This is a genomic window from Sphingomonas sp. P3_C5 (assembly GCF_056402635.1).
The window spans coordinates 1137220-1156599 of record NZ_JBFUHA010000001.1; the positions used below are offsets into that span (position 1 = coordinate 1137220).

Genomic DNA, 19380 nt, shown 5'->3' on the forward strand with positions numbered 1-19380 from the left:
ATTACATAGGGCGATCGCAACCGGGCGCTAAGCAAGATGCGCGATCATGCGGGGGCACCATCGGTGTTCGGCGGGTGGGGGATTCGCCGGGGGCTACAGAAATTTTAGCGGGTGAAATTCCGCGCATCGGGATCGGCTATGGCCTCACGGGAATTGATCGTCTTGATCGTGCGCGGGGACGGGCTGCGCAGCGCGCTGATCGCGCGCCTGTCGCTTCAGGGCGAAAGTCTCGTGACGCTCGACGTCAACCCGCGCGATCCGGTGCTGGACCGCATCGCGCGCGGGGCCAAGATCCTTGTGGTCGATTCGGAATCGCTCGGCGATGAACTCCCGTCACTGCTCGATGGCGGACGGTGGAAACGCATCATCGTCCTCGCCGATCATGCGCGGGAGAACGGCTCGGACCGGGTCCGCACCATTGATCGCCGGGACGCACTGGTCGGGGTCGGGCGGGAGCTGGCACAATGGCGTTTGCCGGAGCCGGCATAAGCGCCGTCAGATCTGCGGTATCAGGCCGGCGGCAAAGGCAATGCGGAGCGCTTCGGGAAGGCTTCTTACGCCAAGCTTTGTCATGAGGTTCGCGCGATAGATCTCGACGGTGCGCGGGCTGATGTCGAGCTCATAGGCGATCACCTTGTTGGCCCGGCCTTCGATCAGGCCCATCAGCACATCGCGCTCGCGCGGCGAGAGCCCCTCGATCTTGGCGCTTGCCTGTTCGATCTGGGCGGCGGAAGCGCTGTCATGTTCCAGGCGCGAAAAGGCGGCGTCGATGATTCCGATCAACGCCCCGGCTTCATAGGGTTTCTCGATGAAATCGAGCGCACCGGCCTTCATTGCCTGCACGGCCAGCCCGACATTGCCCTCGCCAGTCAGGATCACGGTCGCGAACTTTCCCGGCTCCGACGCGGCGAGCGCGTTGAGAACCTCGATTCCATTCAGCCCCGGCATGTGGAAATCGAGCAGCAACACCCCGCTGTCGAGGCCCCGGGCAGCTTCCAGAAACCCGTCCCCGCTGCGAAAGCTCCGAACCGCAAGGTCCGACTGCAGCGACAACAAACTGTGCAGCGAGGCGCGAACCGCATCATCATCGTCGACCAGATAGATATTGCGCATCATTCCTCAATCTCCCCTGGCGCCGGCAGCGTGAAGCGGAACCGCGCTCCCCCTTCCGGCCTGTTTTCGGCCACGAGCGTTCCGCCATGGGCCTCGACGATCCGTCTCGAAATGGAGAGGCCGATTCCCATCGCGGCCCCGCCTTTTTTCGTGGCGAAACGAGAATAAAGCTGTTCGCTCAAAGCTTCCGGAAGACCGGGCCCGTTATCGCTCACTGAAATCTCGGTCATGTCCTCGGCAACCGCGCGCGAGGCGATGTAGATTTCCCGCTTCTTGGCCGGCTGACCGCGCAACGCATCGACTGCGTTGCGCAGCAGGTTGACGAGCACCTGCTGCACCTGGATTCGGTCCGCGAAGATCATGTCCGCGGCGGGATCGAGCCGGTAGGTCAGGCGGATATCGAATTGCGCGGTCCCGAACAGGACGAGCTGGACCGCCTCGCGGACGACATGCTCAAGCGATTCGGGCCGCATCTCCCCTTCGCGCTTCGCAAGGAAATCGCGCAGCCTGCGGATGATCTCGCCCGATCGCAGCGTCTGCTCCTCGCCAAGGCGGAGCAGGTCGGCGACCTGTGCGCCATTGTCGCCCCGCGCGATCAGCGTGCGGGCCGCGGCGAGGAAATTGGCGGTGGCGCTCAGCGGCTGGTTCAATTCATGTGCGAGATCGGCGGCCAGTTCGCTCATCGCGCTCTGGCGCGAAAGGTGAGCGAGTTCGGCGTTGAGTTCGCTCAGTCGTTGTTCGGCGGCCCGCCGGTCGGAAACGTCACGGATCACGGCGGTGAAGATCCGTTCCTGGCCCAGCCATGCCTGACCGACATTCAGCTCGGCCGGGAACAGGGCGCCGTCCGCACGCCGGGCGGTCAATTCATGCGTGTTGTCGTTGGCGCCGTGCGCACCGACCAGATGGGGGTCGATCGACTCCTCATCCCCGGCGACGATCAAATCGGGAATCATGAGCTTGACGTTACTGCCGATCGCGGTCTCGCCGTCATAGCCGAACATCCGCTCGGCGGCGGCGCTGAAGCTTCGGATCGTGCCGGCGCAGTCGATGACAATCGTTGCGTCGGGTACGGTTTCGATGATCGATTGCAACTGCTGCGCCGCCTCGCGCTCCTTGTGCTCGGTGACGTCGATATTCGCGGCGATAACGGCTTCGAGTTCGCCATTCGCATTATAAAGGCACCGGGCCGAGCCCTCGATCGTGCGGATCGCACCGTCCGCCTGAGCGAAACGATATTGGAATGCGATCCGCGGCTCGCGATTTGCGGTAGCCCGCGCGAGCGTTTCCAGGATCGCCTCGGTATCCCTTGGGTCGACCAATGCCTGCCATTGCTCGAACGTGCTGAGGCTGCCGGTTTCGAGGCCGAGCCGCTGCTCGGAGCCAGGCGACCATTCGAGCCGCCCGCTTGCAACGTCGAGGTGCGACACACCGAGCTGCTGCGCCTCGGCTGCGATGGCAAGCCGGGTCTCGCTTTCGCGGAGCGCCTTCTCGGCACGAACGCGGTCCGTGATATCGAGCATCTTCAACACGAGGACCGGCTCGCGGTCGGCGCGCTCGAGCACCTGGGTGCGCTCCAGCACGCTGATTTCGGAGCCGTCGCGGCGACGCTCCAGCAATTCGCGCTCGGCGGCTCCGGTCGGGCGAAGCGGTGTATCCAGGCCCTGCTCGCCATGCCGTGAATGGAGCAGCTCATATTTCTTGCGGCCGACCGCCTCGGCCGCCGACCAGCCGTAAAGCTGCTCGCATCCGTGCGACCAATGGGTGATCTCGCCGGTCGGCCGGGTGAGCGTGATGGCGGCGACGCCGAGCGCGTTGGTGACTTCCTGGAGCGCCGCTTGCTGACTCGCCACCCGATCGACCGACAGCCAGAACAGCAGACCGATCACCACCAGATCGCAAAGCAGGGCGAGCGTGCCGGCGCCAAGCGGCGTCATGTGCAGGACGCCCTGTCCCCACCAGGTGACGAAGGTCGGCAGGAGCGGCAGGCTGACGATAAGCGGCAACGTCATTCCGACGAATGGCCGCCGGATCCGGTCACGTGCCAGCAACACGGCCCAGCCCGCTTCCTGCCGCCAGATCAGGAATGCCGATGCCAGAAGGATGTTGATGGTCGCGGCGGGCAAGGAGGACAGGAAGACGTCAGCGACCGGAATGTCGGCGGGAACGATCGAGAGCAGGAGTATGATCGAGAACAGTCCGAAGCAGAATGAGGCAGTGGCGAGCAGGTTTGCGAGTTCGGCTCGGGCCCATTCCCGCCTTTGCGCCAGAAACAGGGCGGCGCCCAGAAAACTGAAAATGACGATCGAGTTGGTGACCGGCCGGCCTGGATGCTCAGCGGATACCCGTCCGAGCTGGTCCGGAAACAGCCAGGTGTCGATGCCGGGCGAGAGCGCGAAGGTCTCCTCGATCACGGCGGTTAGCGCGATCAGCAGGGGCACGGCGAGAAGGAACGGGGCCACGCGAAAGCGCTTTATGCTTGCGCCGAAACCCGCGGCGAGAAAGACGTAACTCAGTGCCGCCAGCGGCCATATCGGGTGCCCCTGCGGATATCCCCGGACATCGAAAGTCCGAAGTATCGGAGCATCGAACGCCCAACCGGCAAAGCTGATAGCGCTGACCAACAAGGCGACCAGAACGAGCGTAAGAACGATCTTCTGTTCCGTCGACCGGTCGTTCGCCGCGCGCACGCCCCTTATAGTAGCCAACCTGCCGGCACCTCCTCCCGAAGTGTGCATCTCGAGAGGCAAACATAACAGAGTTGAAGCAGAACGCAAAACGTCGGTGAGTTGAAACGATGTTATAAAAAATCGGAACCGAAATGAACGTATGTGCGTTGCACTAACGAACCGTCCCTTTTCAAGGGATTGGAACCATATGGCTTGTCCTTGTCGTCATCATAGTGTTAGCTATCACTGATTGCAGACTTGGCAGGCGAAATATTACTTGGTGACGCCGGATAGTGCGGCCGAGATGATCGCTGATATTCCAGTATAGCGCTCCGGCAGTGACGTATAGAAAATCGAAAATCAAGGAGGAATGCAGCCACTTGTGGGTTGGTTGCATAGCCTTACGGCGCACCGGGCATTGATTTGGATTAGTATTTCTCCAGATGACCCGAAATCCCGGTGGGACGGCCTTCCATTTGCTCCCCCGCGATGCCGCCGACCGGATCATGTCGCGGCCGCAGCGCCGGCACGTGCTGAACTCGAAGCCCTGATTGCGCGACACGTGTTGCGTGATGGCGTGGGTCAGCAGGTTGCAGAGCAGGGCCATGGCTTTCCTCTTTGGCGATCCGGAGTTTGAGATGAAGCGTCGCGAGCGCAACGAGATCGGCCGGCGCGCGCTCGAGAACCATGTTGAGGTCCCAGATCTCGAACCGCGTGCCGGTGGCGACCAGCAGGGCTGCGTTACCGATCCCGCCCCTTTGTCGCATCAGCGGCGCCAGGATCATCATGCCGTCAGGCGCGAGGGTGACCTGCTCGACAAAGCCGAAAGCACGGCGCAGCCGCGCATAATGCGCCTCCATATTCGCGCCGAGGAAAGTGGACCGCCGAGTCTCCAACTCCCATTGCAGCTGGGCCGCAAAAATCCGGTCATAGACGACGAGGCAGGGCGATTCTTCGTGCAGGCCGACGAATAGCCGCCCATCCGGCGAGCGCGACAAGATGGTTTCGTGGAAGTGGCGAGGCAGAACGATTTCGCCCCCGCTCGTCACCTCGCAGACAGCGCTGCCGATAAAGAGTTCGTCCATGTCCCAAGACTCCAATTGCTGATCGCAGATGGTTAACGAATCTCGAAGAGCTCGGTGTAGCGCGTAAAACTACGATGTTGCGATGCGCCGTATCGGGGATTTGCGCGTAATCCGGGCGAGCCGGGCGGCCCTCGCGACAGGGGGTTCGGGCTGTCATCCACCAGGCGACATGACCCCCGCGGGCGAACCCCTTAGGGGGATTCTACGGCCTAGATAACCATGATGCCGAGGCATAGCGCTTTGGGAGACGGCGCCGACGATTCGGTGTCGCCCGGGAGATAGCCGAGATGACACAGCGCGAACCGAGGCTGGACGATGCTGCTTGTGTCACGCTGTTCGGCGTCGGCGGGGCCGGCGGCAATGCGATATGCCCGCTCTTCCGCCAACCCGAAACGGGTATGAAGATCATCTGCGCGAACACGGACGTTCAGGCGCTGCGCGCGGCACCCAGCGCGAGCCAGCTCCAGCTTGGCCGCATGCTCACCATGGGCCTGGGCGCCGGCGCAAAACCGGAGATCGGCCGCGCCGCCGCGCAGGAGGCGCTGCCGGAAATTAATGCGGCATTGGATGGCAGCGGCCTGTGTTTCATCGCGGCGGGGCTGGGCGGTGGCACCGGTACCGGCGCCGCACCGGTGATTGCGAGAGCGGCCCGCGAACGCGGTATCCCCACGATTGGTATTGCCACCAGGCCCTTTGCTTTCGAGGGGGCTCGCCGCGCCCGCACCGCGGCTCGGGGACTGGTCGAGTTCCAGGCGAGCGTCGATGCCCTTGTCGTGGTCTGCAACGAGCATCTCTTTCGGGTCGCGGGGCGCGAGGCGACGCTGCGCCAGGCGCTCGACCTTTCCGACTCGATCGTCCGCGATAGCGCGTGTGACTTCGCGGCAATGATTGCCGGGCCGGCGCTCAAGCGGGTAACGATCGCCGACATCCGCTCGGTTCTGGGCACAGGCAATGATCCTGGCGGCAGGATGGTGATCGGGCACGGCGAACGCTGCGTCGGCAGCGGCCGCGCCGCGCTCGCCGCTGAATCGGCGCTGTGCAATCCGCTGCTGGAGGATGCGGCGGAGGGTGCCCGACGGCTGCTGGTGACGATTGCCGGCGGCAGCGATCTCGGCCTGTTCGAAGTCGAGGAGGCAGTCGAATATATCCGCGAGCATGTCCATGCCGGCGCTGAGCTCGTCTGGGGTTCGGCGATCGATTCAGCTCTCGAAGGTCGCGTGCGGGTCGGCATTACCGCGACAGGCCTTCCGTCGCGCGAGGCAGCCGCCGCCTCAGCCCAACGCGTGCCGGTGCCCGCGGAGGTAGCGGCGCCCCTCGCAGCGGCCATGAAGGAGCCGCGCAAAGGCGAGCCCACCCTGGTGCTGGTGCATGCGATCGCAATGGACTGCAGACCTGTCGACCCGGTTGAGGCGATTGCCCACACCCAACCGATCGCCATCCTGCCCGATCAGCAACGCGGGCCGCTGGTCCTTACCTGCAACTATAGTCTCGATCTCGACATTGTCGCGGACCACCCGGTCTCTACACGGCCGGTTCGTTCACGGAGTCCGTCAGCCAGCCTCGTCGATCGGATCTATTTCGCGGTGCGCGCCCTCAAAGGGCATAGCGGCCCACGCCCAGCCGCCCGCGCACGTCGCGGCCCTCGTGATATGGAGATTGTCTGGGGCAGGCGGCATAGCGTTGTTTGACGAACGGGCCTGAGCGATCAGCCGCCGGCTTACAAGGTGACGCCGCGCTTCCAGATCGCGATCTCGCGTTCGCCATTACGCTCGGCCGCGGTCTCATCGCCTGATGCGATCCGCCGGATCGTGTCGAGCAGGGCGTCAGCCACCGGCTCCATCCCTTCGCCGAGCACGCGGCCGGCATCGAAATCGATCCAGCCCGGCTTGCGCGCCGCGAGCGGGCTGTTCGAGGCGATCTTGATCGTCGGCACCGGGAAGCCAAGCGGCGTGCCACGTCCGGTGGTGAACAGGATCACGGTAGCGCCGGCCGCAGCGAGCGCAGTCGAGGAGACCGCGTCGTTGCCCGGCGCTTCGAGCAGGGTCAGGCCAGTCCGCCGCACGCGCTCGCCATAGCGGCGCACATCAGTGACGATGGCGTGCCCCGCCTTCTGTACCGCGCCGAGCGATTTCTCCTCCAGCGTCGTGATCCCGCCGGCGATGTTGCCGGGCGACGGGTTCTCGGAGACCGGCTCGCCATGGTCAGTGAAATAGCGTTTGAAGTCGTTGACCAGCGCGCCGATGCCATCGAACACCTGCTCGTCGGCGGCGCGGTCCATCAGCAATTGCTCGGCACCGAAAATCTCGGGGATCTCAGTGAGGATCGCGGTGCCGCCGGCACCGGTCACTGCGTCGCTCATCCGGCCGACCAGAGGATTGGCGGTGAGCCCCGAAAAGCCATCCGAACCCCCGCACTTCACCCCGAGCACGAGCTCCGACAGCGGCACCTCGGTCCGCTGCGTCAGCGCGACCTCCTCGACCATCGCGTCGACCAGCGCCAGGCCCTCCTCGACCTCGTCGCCCGCGACCTGCGCCGCGAGCGTCCGGATCTTGCCATGCACGGCCGGGTCGATTTCAGCGAGTAGCCGGTCGAGCTGGTTCGATTCGCAGCCCAGCCCAAGCAACAGCACCCCGCCGGCATTGGGATGCGCGGCGAGCGCCGCCAGCACCGAGCGCGTCCCGTCGAGATCGTCGCCGAGCTGCGAACAGCCGAACGGATGGGTCAGGGCATGGACGCCGTCGATGCGCCCGGCGTGCTTCCGGTCAGCGCGCTCGGCGATCTTCTGCGCGGTGCGGGCGACACAGCCGACGGTCGGGATCACCCAGATCTCATTGCGCGTGCCCACGCGTCCATCGGCGCGGCGATAGCCGGCGAAACCCGCGCGCGGCGTGGTGTCCTCTGCGTCGTCCTGATGGGGCTGCCAGGAATAGTCCGCGCTCGCTTCCAGCGCGGTCGAGACATTATGGGTGTGGACGCGGTCGCCCGGCGCAATCGGGGCGGTGGCGCGGCCGATCGGAAAGCCGAATTTCAGCACTGGCTCGCCAGGCGCGATCGCGCGGAGCGCCACCTTATGGCCACGCCCGACCGCTTCGGTCAGGGTCACTTCGCTATTGCCCACGCTGGCGATGGTTCCGGCCGCCAGATCGTCGAGCGCGGTTGCGACGCTGTCCGTGGCGGCGACGCGGAACAGGGAGGGGTTCATAGTCTCTCGGGCTTTCGGCTATTTCAGCTTCACGACGCGCAGCCTCGACGAGCAAGGCGGTTCAGCGGCGCGCGCTCCCTATAGGCGCGCTTTGCCGGGTCGGCGAGATCGTCTTTTCTATCGTCGGCGATAGACGGGGCTTTGGGGTTGAGCTCAATCGCGATATCGCGCTGCACCGACCTTATACCCGTTGAGGATGCCCATCTGATGAAATTGCTGCGTTACGGCCCGGTGGGCCAGGAAAAGCCCGGCCTGCTCGATGCCGAAGGGCGTGTTCGCGATCTTTCCGGCCATGTCGCCGATCTCGGCGCGGCTGAGATCTCGCCCGCAGGCCTTGCAAAGCTCGCGGCGCTCGATCCAGCCTCGCTGCCGCTGGTCGAGGGATCGCCGCGCCTTGGCGTCCCGGTGGCGGGCACGCGCAAATTCCTCGCGATCGGCCTCAACTATGCCGATCATGCCGCTGAATCGAACATGCCGATTCCGCCCGAGCCAATCTTCTTCACCAAGGCGGTCTCCTGCCTGCAGGGGCCTAACGACACGGTCATGATCCCGCGCGGATCGGTGAAGACGGATTGGGAGGTCGAGCTCGGTGTAATCATCGGCAGCCGCGCCTCCTATGTCACCGAGGCGGAAGCGCTCGATTATGTCGCCGGCTATTGCACCATCCATGACCTCTCCGAGCGCGACTTCCAGCTCAACCGCGGCGGCACCTGGGACAAGGGCAAGGGCTGCGACACCTTCGGACCCGTCGGCCCGTGGCTGGTCACCGCTGATGAGGTCGGCGACCCTGAGAATCTCGGCATGTGGCTCGAGGTCAACGGCAAGCGCGTCCAGGACGGCAGCAGCAAGACGATGATCTTCGGCATCGCCAAGCTCGTTTCCTATCTCAGCGAGTTCCTGACGCTCGAACCCGGCGACATCATCTCCACCGGCACCCCGCCAGGTGTCGGCATGGGGCAGAAGCCCGAGCCCTGGTTCCTGAAGGCAGGCGATGTCGTCACCCTCGGCATCGAGAAGCTCGGCGATCAGCGGCAGCAGGTCGTCGCCTGGCATCCCAACGGAGCAGCAGCCGCCTGAGCCGTCATTTGCGCGAATCTGTACCAATCATTGTACAGGTTGGGAATGTCAGCACCTGGCATGACATTCCCAACACGCGCACGATTCAACTGCGTGAAAGACTGCGCTACCCGGCAGGATCAGAGCGTCACATCGCTGATGGAAGAAGTGGTGCCCGGGGACGGGATCGAACCGCCGACACTGCGATTTTCAATCGCATGCTCTACCAACTGAGCTACCCGGGCATATCCGGCGCCACAGGATGGAGCGCGGGAAGGCGGCCTCTTAATCGGCGTCGTTGGCGCTGTCCAGCCCGGGCGGCGGACTGTTTTCCTCATCGCGCTCGGCCGGGCCTGCCGGAATGCGATAGCCCTCGCCAAGCCATTGCAGCAGATCGCGGTCGCGGCAGCCCTGGCTGCAAAAGGGCGTGTGCGCCGGGCTGACCGCTTTGCCGCAGATCGCGCATTTGTCTTTCTTCATCTCACATCACCTCGAACTGGGGCTCGATACCGCTACGCCGCGCCAGCTCGGCAACCAGGGCCGGCCGAGCGGCCAGCCAGGCCTGAACGCGCCGCGAAATCCGGTGGTGCCGCGGCACGGGCGGCGGCGTCCGCTCGATCATCCGGAACAAGGCGCGCGCCTCGGTACCCGCCGGATCGGCACGCAGCAACTCGGGCAGTGAGGCGCGGGCGCGGCGACGGACGATCTGCAGAAAGCCAAAGCCATTCATCGCCGTCCGCTCGAACGGCAGCGGCAGGCCGGCATCGATCGCCGCCGCCACCGCCTGGCGCGCGGCTTTTCCTTCAAGCGTCGGGAAGTCGATTCCGATCGATCCGGTAATGTCATGACGCAGGATCGCCTTCGCGACCGCCCCTGCGGCCGAGACCGCCAAAGCCTCGAGCGGCGGCTGGCCATCGACATCGAACAGGGTCATCGCCGGGGTGGGCGTCATCCGCAACGCGCCGCCGATAAAGGCGATTTCGCCGGTCATGGCTTCCTCAAGCACTTCGGACCAGCCAGCCGCCTCAAGCTGATCGGCTTCATGCGCGCGAAGCTGGCGCACCTTATGCCCCGATTCGGTGAGCCGCGTGAGCAGATCGGGGCCCGGCGCGGGCAGGGTGCCCGGCACGGCGGGGATTGCCTTGGCCAGCTTCGCCCGCCCCGGCTCCGGGATCGCTTCACGGACGATCTCGACGGTCAGCGCCGCGCCCTGGGTGATGCCCGCCGGCAAGAGGCTGAGCAGCGCCTCGCCGCCGCTATCGAGCGCCACGCGGCCCTCGCGGCCACGCACGGTGATTTCGATCAGCCGCGCAGGCAGGATAGCCCCGACACGCGGCGCCCCATCGTTGAGTTCGATCCGCGCTTCGAGGATGTCGCCGTCCTCAATCAGCGCGGCGCGGGTCTCGCCGATCCCCGCCTCATAGAGCCACTCAGCCAAGCGCGATTCCGGCCGTCACGAGCAGCGCACGCGTCTCGAACAAGGGCAGTCCGATCACGCCCGAATGGCTGCCCGAAAGAAAGCGGACAAAGGCTTCGGCCCGGCCCTGAATGGCATAGCCGCCGGCTTTCCCCAGCCCCTCGCCGCAAGCGATATACGCCTCGATCTCAGCGCTATCGAGCGGCTTGAACGCGACGATTGTGTCGGAAAGGCGGGTGCGCGCCTTGCCGCTCGCATCGATCACGCAGATCGCAGTGAGGCAATGATGGCGCCGCCCCGAAAGCAGGCCAAGCAATTTGCGCTGGATCTCCGGGGTCTCGGCCGGCGGCAGGATGCGGCGGCCAAGCACGATCGCTGTATCGCCCGCCAGCACGATCTCGTCGGCCGCGCGATCGACCGCACGCGCCTTGGCTTCGGCAAGCCGCAGCGCATAGGCGCGCGGCACCTCGCGCGGCAGCGGCGTCTCATCGATATCGGGAGCGGTCACCCGCGCCGGCACAACACCAAGACGCGCGAGCAGGTCGCGGCGGCGGGGGCTGGCGGAAGCGAGGACGAGCCGCACGGGCGGCTCCATTCAGCCCGGGTCCCGGCCCTGGCCGGGGTGACGCGCCACGCGCGTCACTTGAAGCGGCCCCGGTGACACGCCGTGCGCGTCACTTGAAGCGGTAGGTGATTCGACCCTTGGTGAGGTCGTAGGGAGTCAGCTCGACGAGCACCTCGTCGCCCACCAGCACGCGGATGCGGTTCTTGCGCATCTTGCCGGCGGTATGGCCGAGAATTTCGTGATCATTCTCTAGTTTCACGCGGAACATGGCGTTGGGCAAAAGCTCCACCACCTGGCCGCGCATTTCGAGCAATTCTTCCTTGGCCAAACAAACCTCTAGCGATGTGGGGAAATCCTGAGCGCGCGCCTTAGCTCAGGAGCCACGAAAAGGGAAGCGGGAGCGCGCCCGCACAGGCTAGCCCGGATTATGCTTGGTCAGGAAGGCGTCGAGGTGCTTCAGGAAATCGGCCAGGTCCTCCTTCTTGGTCAGGCCGTGCCCTTCGTCCTTGTAGAAGAGCGCCTCGACATTGGGCTTGCCGGCGAGCGCCTTGACCATCTGGTGCGCCTGTTTGGGCGGAACATTGTCGTCTTTCTCGCCATGCGCGATCAGCACCGGCACGTTCAGCCGCGCGGCCTGTGCCAAAGGCGATACCGTATCGAGGTCGAGCTTCTTGTCTTCGCCCCGCACATGGGTCTGCCATTCGCGGAAATAGCGCGGCGCGCTGAAGCTCCGTCGGTCGAAACGCAGCATGCCGGGCAGGTCGGTCACGCCCGAAAGGCTGACGGCGCAACGATATTTGTCCGGGTTGCGAATGGCGCCCCACAAGGCTGCATAGCCGCCATAGGATGCGCCCATGATGCAGACACGTTTGGGATCGACCTTGCCCGATTTGATCAACCAGTCGACGCCGTCATCGACATCGTCCTGCATCGCCCGGCCCCATTGGCCATAGCCCTTCTCGACATAGTCCTTGCCGAAGCCGGTCGAGCCGCGAAAGTTCGGCTGCAATACTGCATAACCGCGGTTGGCGAGAAACTGCACGAAGGGATCATAATCCCATGTGTCGCGCGCGAAGGGCCCGCCATGCGGCATGACGATTAGCGGAAGGCCGTGCTCGGGCCGCCCCAGCGGGAGCGTCAGATAGCCGGGGATGGTGAGACCGTCGCGCGCTTTGTATCTGACCGCGGTGACCGGGGCCAGCGCGACGCCGTCCAGTTTGCTGTACGGGGTGGCGATCGCATCCATCCGCTTCGCCGCCTTGTCGAATAGATAATAGGTGCCCGGATCGGAGGCGCTGCCCGACCAGATCAGCATGCGATTGCCGTCCTGGCTCTGGTTGAGGATGATGTCCTCGGCATTGGGAAGCGCCTTCTCGATCCGCGCCTGCAGCGCCCGCATCGTCGGATCGAGCCAGTTCACGTGCCACCGGTCGTCCTCATAGGTGACGCCGGAGACGATCCCGGTGATCGGATCGACGATGGCGGTGCTGAGATCGACCTCGGGGTTCTCATAGATCGCGTCGCCGATCGTCCCGGTTTTGAAATCATAATGATAGGCGGCGAAGCGTCCGGTCCTGGAATTGGTGATGATCATGCCGCTATTGTCGCCGGCGAGAAAGCGCATGCCGTCGACCGCGCCCTTGTCGTCATCCTTTTTGGCAGCCTTGCTGCGTATCGGCTTCAGTGGGTCCCCGGCCGTCTCGCGATACCATAATGTCCAGCGCTCGCCGCTATAGGCGATGCCGGCGCGAACCACGCCCTGATTGTCCGCATACCAGTTCCAGACATCCGGCCTTGCCTTCTCGACCTCCTTGACCGCGCCGGTCGCCATGTCGATGCGCTTCACCGAAGGCGTGGAATAGATATCGTTCTGGCTCGACACGAGGATCCAGGCGCCGGCCGGGTCGCTATAGAGGACGTCACCGGCAAGGAGCCCGTTGCTGTTTTTGTCGAGGATCTGGACGGCACCGCTGACCACGTCGATGGAGAGCAGGCGCTGAATCGGGAAATCCTCGCCCTCGATGCTGGTCTTGGTGCCCACCGTAAGCAGCACACGCTTGGGGCCGGCCCAGTTGAGGTCGGCGATCGTCGCTTCGCCCAAGCCGTACGGATGCGGGGGCGTCTTGCCGTCGATCTGGAAGATCAGCAGCTTCGATTTGCCATCGACCGTGGTGCGTGCGGCAATGCTGAGCCCGTCGGGCGACAGCAGCGGCCTGGAAAGAAAGGGCTGGTCCGCAAACGCTTCGACCGGTACCAGCTTGGCTGGCCGGGAATCCTCCGCCGTCGCGGCCGACGCCAGCGAGATCAGGGCAATCGCCCCCCATATGATTCGCCGCATAACGTCACCCCCCGGTTCGATCTCATCGCCTTATCGGGCGCTAAACCGCCGAAGCGCAACAGCTTTCTGAACCAAAACCGCGCCGAAATCGCTTTCGGCGCGGCCTGGTTGATGGGCGCGGGCTTCATTCCCGCGCAAAGCGGATCGCCTAGCCCGCGATCCCGGCATGCGCCAGCGCTGCGAGCAGCAGCAGAGCGACGATGTTGGTGATCTTGATCATCGGATTCACCGCCGGGCCGGCCGTGTCCTTATAGGGATCACCGACCGTGTCGCCGGTCACAGCGGCCTTATGGGCTTCGCTGCCCTTGCCGCCATGATTGCCGTCCTCGATATACTTCTTGGCATTGTCCCATGCGCCGCCGCCCGATGTCATCGAGATGGCGACGAACAGGCCCGACACGATCACACCGAGCAGCAGCGCGCCCAGTGCCGCGAAGCCGCTCGCCTGGCCGGCAACCGCGGTGATGATGAAATACACCGCGATCGGTGCGAGCACCGGCAGCAGCGACGGGATGATCATCTCCTTGATCGCCGCCTTGGTGACGAGATCGACGGTGCGGGCATAGTTCGGGCGAACCGTGCCCTCCATGATGCCGGGATTGTCGCGGAACTGCGCCCGGACGTCCTCGACGACCGAGCCGGCCGCACGGCCCACCGCGGTCATGCCGAACGCGCCGAAGCTGAACGGCAGCAGCGCGCCGAGCAGCAGGCCGACGATGACGTACGGATTGGAGAGGGTGAAATCGACCTGGAGATCGGGGAAGTAGATGCCCAGGTCAGTCGTATAGGCGCCGAACAGCACGAGCGCGGCGAGTGCGGCGGAGCCGATCGCATAGCCCTTGGTGACGGCCTTGGTGGTGTTCCCAACCGCATCCAGCGCATCGGTACGCTGACGGACGTCGTCCGGCAGGCCGGCCATTTCGGCAATGCCGCCGGCATTGTCGGTCACCGGCCCGTAAGCGTCGAGCGCAACCACCATACCGGCCAGGGCCAGCATCGCGGTGGCACCGAAGGCGATGCCGATGATGCCGGCAAGCTGGAAGCAGCCGATCACCGCGATCGAGATGACGAGCGTCGGCAGCGCCGGGCTCTCGAGGCTGACGGCAAGGCCCTGGATGACGTTTGTGCCGTGGCCGGTCTCGGACGCCTTGGCGATCGAGCGGACCGGGCGATAATTGGTGCCGGTATAATATTCAGTGATCCACACCAGAGCGCCGGTGAGCGCGAGGCCGATCATCATGCACCAGAACAGGCCCATGCCGGTGAAACCGGTGGTCGTCGTCGTTGCGCCGTCCAAGAACCGGGCGCCGCCGATCAGGGCATGCATGTCGCCCAGCACATATTGACTCGCGAAATAGATTGCCGGGATTGACAGGATCACGGTGGTCCAGAAGCCCTTGTAGAGCGCGCCCATGATCGAATTGTTGCTGCCGAGACGGACGAAATAGGTCCCGATGATCGAGGTGATCACGCACACGCCGCCGACGATCAGCGGCAGGGTCATCAGCTGGAACAGATGGTCGGCATTGGGCAGCAGTAGCGCGATCGAGGCCATGGTCACGCCAATGGTGACGACATAGGTTTCGAACAGATCGGCCGCCATGCCGGCGCAATCGCCGACATTGTCGCCGACATTATCGGCGATGGTCGCTGGGTTGCGGGGGTCGTCCTCGGGAATGCCGGCCTCGACCTTGCCGACGAGGTCGGCGCCGACGTCAGCTGCCTTGGTGAAGATGCCGCCGCCGAGACGGGCGAAGATCGAAATCAGCGAAGCGCCGAAAGCGAGCGCGACGAGCGTATCGACAATGACACGGCGATCCGCCTGCACGGCCAGGTCATAATGCGCGATCGCGATCAAGTACCAGAACATCAGCGTGATCGCCAGCAGGCCGAGGCCCGCCACCAGCATGCCGGTGACCGCGCCCGAGCGGAATGCCATGGTCAGCCCGCCCTGCAGCGAGGTGCGAGCGGCTTCAGCAGTACGGACATTGGCCTTCACCGACACGTTCATGCCGATAAAGCCGGTCACGCCAGAGAGGACGGCGCCGATGACGAAGCCTGCCGCCGAGATCGGGCCGAGAAAGAAGAAAACGATGACCGCGACGCCCACGCCGACAATGGCGATGGTGCGATATTGCCGGCCGAGATAGGCCTTGGCGCCTTCCGCGATCGCGGCGGCGATATCCTGCATTTTTTCGTTGCCGGGACTGGCAGCGAGAATCTGTCGGCTGGTGATAATGCCATAAAGTACGGCGATCAGGCCGCAAATCATGGCCGCATAGACGATCGTCATGAAGCTCTTCCCCTAATTTGCCGGTCAGCCTAGCGAAAGCTTGTGCTGCCAACGGTTTGCTCGGCTGTATAAAGGCGCGGGGCGCGAGCGCAAGCCGATCAGACCCGGTGTTCAAAACCCAAACGTGGCGGGAGTGGTATCGTTTCGGCACCATCGCGCAAAGTTAGTCCGGTGCCGGTGGCGAAGCTGCCGATCAGCGCGGCGCGGACAGGTGGCTGCGCGCCCTCGGGCATCGCGAACAACAGCGCATAATCATCGCCCGAGGTGGCGGCAGCGAGGCGCGCGGCGCGATCGGCACCGGCATGGCTGCTATAGTCGGCTGACAGCGGGATTGCGGCGAGTTCGACAGTAACGCCAACCCCGCTCGCTGCCGCCATGCGCGAAGCGTCGAGCAACAGCCCGTCCGACACATCCATCATCGCATGGACGACAGGCGCAAGCAGCCGACCCTCGGCGAGGAGCGGCACCGGACGGCGATAGGCAGCAAGCAGGCTCGCCGGCCCGGCCTCGCCACGCGCGATAGCAAGGCCGGCCCCCGCGTCGCCGATCGTGCCGGCAACCCACAAGGCATCCCCATCTCGTGCGCCGCTTCTCGGCGGGGCAGGCGCGTCATTACCGATCGCGGTGAGCGTAAGAACGCGGGGGCTGCCGGCCAGCAGCGAAACGGTATCGCCGCCGATCAATGGGCAAGCGAAGCGGAGTAGAGCTTCGTTCAACCCGCCAAGGAACGCCCGATCCCAGGCGCTGTCGCCGGCGAGCGGATAGTTGAGCAGCACCCCCACCGGCGTCGCCCCCTTGGCGGCGAGATCGGACAGATTCACCGCCACGAGCTTCCAGGCGACGTCCTCGGCCGGGTCGGAGGGGAGATAGTGCACGCCCTCCACCAGGGTATCGGTGGTCAGGACAAGCGGGCCGGCGATCGCGAGAAGCGCGGTATCGTCATGCAGGCCCCGTGCCGCTGCGTGGAGTGGGAGGGCGCGAAGGGCAGAAAGGAATTCGGACTCGGTCATGCTTCTCCCCTCCCCTTCAGGGGAGGGGCAGGGGGTGGGGGAGTCACGCGAACGCTCGAATTAGTCCCCCACCCCAACCCCTCCCCTGAAGGGGAGGGGCTTTTTGGAGCGCTAACCCCGAACATCCTTCGCAATCGCGTCGAGCAATCCATTCACGAACCCAGCCTCGCGCTTGTCGAAAAAGGCATTGGCGACATCGACATATTCAGTGATCACCGTCGCGGTCGGCACGTCGGCGCGTGCCAGCAACTCGTAAGTCCCGGCCCGCAGGATCGCGCGCATCGAGCGATCAAGCCGCTCAAGCGCCCAGCCGCTGGCAAGCTTGCCCCGGATCGCCACGTCGATCTCATCCTGTCGTGCGATCGCGCCCTTCACCACATCGTCGAAGAAATCGACCTCGGCCTCGGCATATTCGGCATCTTCGATCGTCGCGCCGAGCCGGTGCTGGTGAAATTCATGCAGCAACGGCGCAACCGCGATCGCCTTCATCTCATGCTGGTACAGCGCCTGGGTGGCGGCGAGCCGCGCGGCGGCGCGGGCCCTGGAGCGAGCGTTCGTCTTGGTCATAACAATAAATCCGTCTGGTCGCCGGCGAGGCGAAGCGCGACCGACTTGGCGTGAGCGGGAAGCCCCTCGGCATCCGCCAGCGCGATTGCCGCCGGGCCGATAGCGGCAAGCGCCGCCGGGTCGAGCTGAAGAAAGCTGGTGCGCTTCATGAAATCGAGAACCGACAGCCCCGACGCGAAACGCGCCCGGCGGCCGGTCGGCAGCACATGGTTGGGCCCGGCCACATAGTCGCCGATCGCCTCGGGCGTGTGCCGCCCCATGAACACCGATCCGGCATGCCGCACCCGGTCGAACAAAGGCTGCGGGTCATCGCACGCAAGCTCGAGATGCTCGGGCGCGAGCCGGTCGACTAGCGGGATCGCCTCGAACAGATCGGCGGTGATGATGATCGCACCATTTGCATCCCAGCTCGTCCGCGCGACCTGCGCGGTCGCGAGTTGGCCGATCTGGAGATCGACTGCGTCAGCGACTGCCTTTGCAAAATCGGCATCGTCAGTGAACAGGATCGACTGGCTGGTCGGATCATGCTCAGCCTGGCTGAGCAGGTCGGCGGCGATCCATTCCGGATCATTCTTGCCGTCCGCGACGACGACGATCTCGCTCGGCCCCGCGACCATGTCGATCCCGACCACACCGTAGAGCTGGCGCTTGGCCTCGGCGACCCAGGCGTTGCCGGGCCCGGTGACCACATCGACCGCCGCGATCCGCCCGGTGCCATAAGCCAGCGCGGCAATCGCCTGTGCGCCGCCGATCCGCCAGATCTCGTCGACGCCGGCGATATGCGCGGCAGCGAGGACAAGCGGATTGACCTCGCCATTGGGCGTCGGCGTCACCATTACGAGCCGCTCGACGCCGGCGACCTTGGCCGGAATCGCATTCATCAGCACCGAGGAAGGATAGGCCGCGCGACCGCCGGGAATATAGATGCCGGCATTCTGGATCGCGTTCCAGCGTGCGCCGAGGCGGACGCCGGCGGAATCGACCGTGTCGCTGTCCTCGGGCTTCTGCTTCAGATGGTACGTCGCGATCCGCTCGGCCGCGAGCTCGAGCGCCGCGCGCAGCTCTGGGGACAGCGACTGATGCGCGGCCACCCACTCTGCCTTTTCGATCCGCCAGCCGGTCTGGTTGAGATCGTGATGGTCGAACTTCCTGGTGAACGCCTGAAGCGCCGCATCGCCTTCATCACGAACGCTCGCGATGATGGTCCGCACGTCACGCGCGACATCGGCATCAGCCTCGCGGCGCGCGTCGACCAGCGCCGCAAAGTCCCGCTCGAACCCAGGCTCGGAGGTGGAAAGGCGGATCAAATCCCCCTCCCGCTTGCGGGAGGGGTTAGGGGAGGGCGTGTCGGTTGGGCGGTGGCTTGTGATGACAGGCCCTCCCCCGACCCCTCCCCCAAGCGGGAGGGGAGAACTCCCACAGCCCGCCGGAACGCTTCCACCAGCGGCACCACTTCAATCCGGGTCTTGAACGCGGCCCGGTTCACGATCAGGCGCGAGGTCACCTCGGCAATCACCTCGACCTCGACCAGCCCATTCTCCTTCAGCGTCTTTCCCGAAGAGACGAGGTCAACGATCCGCGGCGCCAGCCCAAGCGTCGGTGCCAGCTCCATCGCGCCATTGAGCTTCACGCATTCCGCCTGCACTCCGCGCGCCTCGAAATGCTGGCGCGTCACATGCGGATATTTGGTCGCGATCCGCACATGGCTCCAGCCACGCGGATCGTCGGTCTCGGCCATGTCGGCCGGCTCGGCGACCGACAGCCGGCAATGCCCGATGCCGAGATCGACCGGCGCATAAAGCTCCGAATAATCGAACTCGGCCAGCACGTCCGATCCAACGATCCCGAGCTGCGCCGCCCCATGCGCCACAAAGGTCGCGACATCGAAGGCGCGCACCCGGATCAGGTCGATCCCGGGGTTGCTGGTCGAGAAGCGTAGCGCGCGGCTGTCCTCGTCGCTGAACGCGGCTTCGGGCGTGATTCCGGCGCGTTCGAGCAGCGGCACGGCCTCGGCAAGGATGCGCCCCTTGGGGACGGCAATGATGATCGGATCGGTCATGAGTGAGCG

General features: G+C 64.9%; 18 protein-coding genes and 1 tRNA gene. 3 read left to right on the forward strand and 16 right to left on the reverse strand.

What is annotated here, in order from left to right:
* The first annotated feature begins 153 nt into the window (after nt 1-153).
* Nucleotides 154-489 carry a hypothetical protein gene (locus tag AC1DVS_RS05410; RefSeq protein ID WP_478020912.1) on the forward strand — a complete coding sequence of 112 codons (336 nt, stop codon included), beginning with the start codon at nt 154-156 and terminating at the stop codon, nt 487-489.
* Between the two features lie 6 nt (nt 490-495).
* On the opposite strand, the gene AC1DVS_RS05415 is transcribed toward AC1DVS_RS05410, so the two are convergent.
* The 3 genes from AC1DVS_RS05415 to AC1DVS_RS05425 form a co-directional block, all read right to left on the reverse strand.
* Nucleotides 496-1116, reverse strand: coding sequence for a response regulator transcription factor (locus AC1DVS_RS05415; protein WP_478020914.1), 621 nt, complete (start codon nt 1114-1116; stop codon nt 496-498).
* Complete coding sequence (locus tag AC1DVS_RS05420) at nt 1113-3818, reverse strand: PAS domain S-box protein (protein ID WP_478020916.1); 2706 nt, start codon at nt 3816-3818, stop codon at nt 1113-1115. The genes AC1DVS_RS05415 and AC1DVS_RS05420 overlap by 4 nt, the downstream gene beginning before the upstream one ends.
* A 389-nt stretch (nt 3819-4207) precedes the next feature.
* The gene (locus AC1DVS_RS05425) at nt 4208-4864 is read right to left on the reverse strand and encodes a division/cell wall cluster transcriptional repressor MraZ (RefSeq protein WP_478020918.1); all 657 of its coding nucleotides are present in this window, start codon (nt 4862-4864) and stop codon (nt 4208-4210) included.
* Nucleotides 4865-5151: 287 nt separating this feature from the next.
* Here AC1DVS_RS05425 and AC1DVS_RS05430 point away from each other — a divergent pair, with 287 nt between their 5' ends.
* A complete protein-coding gene (locus AC1DVS_RS05430; protein ID WP_478020920.1) occupies nt 5152-6552 on the forward strand; it encodes a cell division protein FtsZ in 1401 nt (466 codons plus the stop codon).
* A gap of 29 nt (nt 6553-6581) precedes the next feature.
* On the opposite strand, the gene AC1DVS_RS05435 is transcribed toward AC1DVS_RS05430, so the two are convergent.
* Complete coding sequence (locus AC1DVS_RS05435) at nt 6582-8066, reverse strand: UxaA family hydrolase (protein ID WP_478020922.1); 1485 nt, start codon at nt 8064-8066, stop codon at nt 6582-6584.
* Nucleotides 8067-8095: 29 nt separating this feature from the next.
* The gene (locus AC1DVS_RS05440) at nt 8096-8242 is read right to left on the reverse strand and encodes a hypothetical protein (RefSeq protein WP_478020924.1); all 147 of its coding nucleotides are present in this window, start codon (nt 8240-8242) and stop codon (nt 8096-8098) included.
* A gap of 31 nt (nt 8243-8273) precedes the next feature.
* Here AC1DVS_RS05440 and AC1DVS_RS05445 point away from each other — a divergent pair, with 31 nt between their 5' ends.
* Nucleotides 8274-9143 (forward strand): fumarylacetoacetate hydrolase family protein, encoded by an 870-nt coding sequence (locus AC1DVS_RS05445; RefSeq protein ID WP_478020926.1) that lies wholly within the window; start codon nt 8274-8276, stop codon nt 9141-9143.
* A 148-nt stretch (nt 9144-9291) separates the two neighbouring features.
* Here the strand turns inward: AC1DVS_RS05445 and AC1DVS_RS05450 are convergent.
* The 11 genes from AC1DVS_RS05450 to hisG form a co-directional block, all read right to left on the reverse strand.
* Nucleotides 9292-9367, reverse strand: a tRNA-Phe gene (locus AC1DVS_RS05450).
* Nucleotides 9368-9407: 40 nt separating this feature from the next.
* The gene (locus AC1DVS_RS05455; protein ID WP_478020928.1) at nt 9408-9602 is read right to left on the reverse strand and encodes a DNA gyrase inhibitor YacG; all 195 of its coding nucleotides are present in this window, start codon (nt 9600-9602) and stop codon (nt 9408-9410) included.
* 1 nt (nt 9603) lies between these two features.
* On the reverse strand, nt 9604-10560 hold the full coding sequence (locus AC1DVS_RS05460; protein WP_478020930.1) for a ribonuclease: 957 nt from the start codon (nt 10558-10560) through the stop codon (nt 9604-9606).
* Nucleotides 10553-11122, reverse strand: coding sequence for a Maf family protein (locus AC1DVS_RS05465; protein WP_478020932.1), 570 nt, complete (start codon nt 11120-11122; stop codon nt 10553-10555). Before AC1DVS_RS05465 ends, AC1DVS_RS05460 begins: the two co-directional genes overlap by 8 nt.
* A 91-nt stretch (nt 11123-11213) precedes the next feature.
* A complete protein-coding gene (gene infA, locus AC1DVS_RS05470) occupies nt 11214-11432 on the reverse strand; it encodes a translation initiation factor IF-1 (protein WP_010162480.1) in 219 nt (72 codons plus the stop codon).
* An 87-nt stretch (nt 11433-11519) separates the two neighbouring features.
* Nucleotides 11520-13442, reverse strand: coding sequence for an alpha/beta hydrolase family protein (locus AC1DVS_RS05475; protein WP_478020934.1), 1923 nt, complete (start codon nt 13440-13442; stop codon nt 11520-11522).
* Between the two features lie 148 nt (nt 13443-13590).
* Complete coding sequence (locus tag AC1DVS_RS05480) at nt 13591-15735, reverse strand: sodium-translocating pyrophosphatase (protein WP_478020936.1); 2145 nt, start codon at nt 15733-15735, stop codon at nt 13591-13593.
* 98 nt (nt 15736-15833) lie between these two features.
* Nucleotides 15834-16745 carry a thiamine-phosphate kinase gene (thiL, locus tag AC1DVS_RS05485; protein WP_478020938.1) on the reverse strand — a complete coding sequence of 304 codons (912 nt, stop codon included), beginning with the start codon at nt 16743-16745 and terminating at the stop codon, nt 15834-15836.
* A gap of 111 nt (nt 16746-16856) precedes the next feature.
* Nucleotides 16857-17312 (reverse strand): transcription antitermination factor NusB, encoded by a 456-nt coding sequence (nusB, locus tag AC1DVS_RS05490; RefSeq protein ID WP_478020940.1) that lies wholly within the window; start codon nt 17310-17312, stop codon nt 16857-16859.
* Entirely contained in the window at nt 17309-18619 is a 1311-nt protein-coding gene (gene hisD, locus AC1DVS_RS05495) for a histidinol dehydrogenase (protein WP_478020942.1), read from the reverse strand. The genes nusB and hisD overlap by 4 nt, the downstream gene beginning before the upstream one ends.
* Nucleotides 18616-19371, reverse strand: a complete 756-nt coding sequence (gene hisG, locus AC1DVS_RS05500) for an ATP phosphoribosyltransferase (RefSeq protein WP_478020944.1) — start codon at nt 19369-19371, stop codon at nt 18616-18618. Before hisG ends, hisD begins: the two co-directional genes overlap by 4 nt.
* Between the last annotated feature and the right edge of the window lie 9 nt (nt 19372-19380).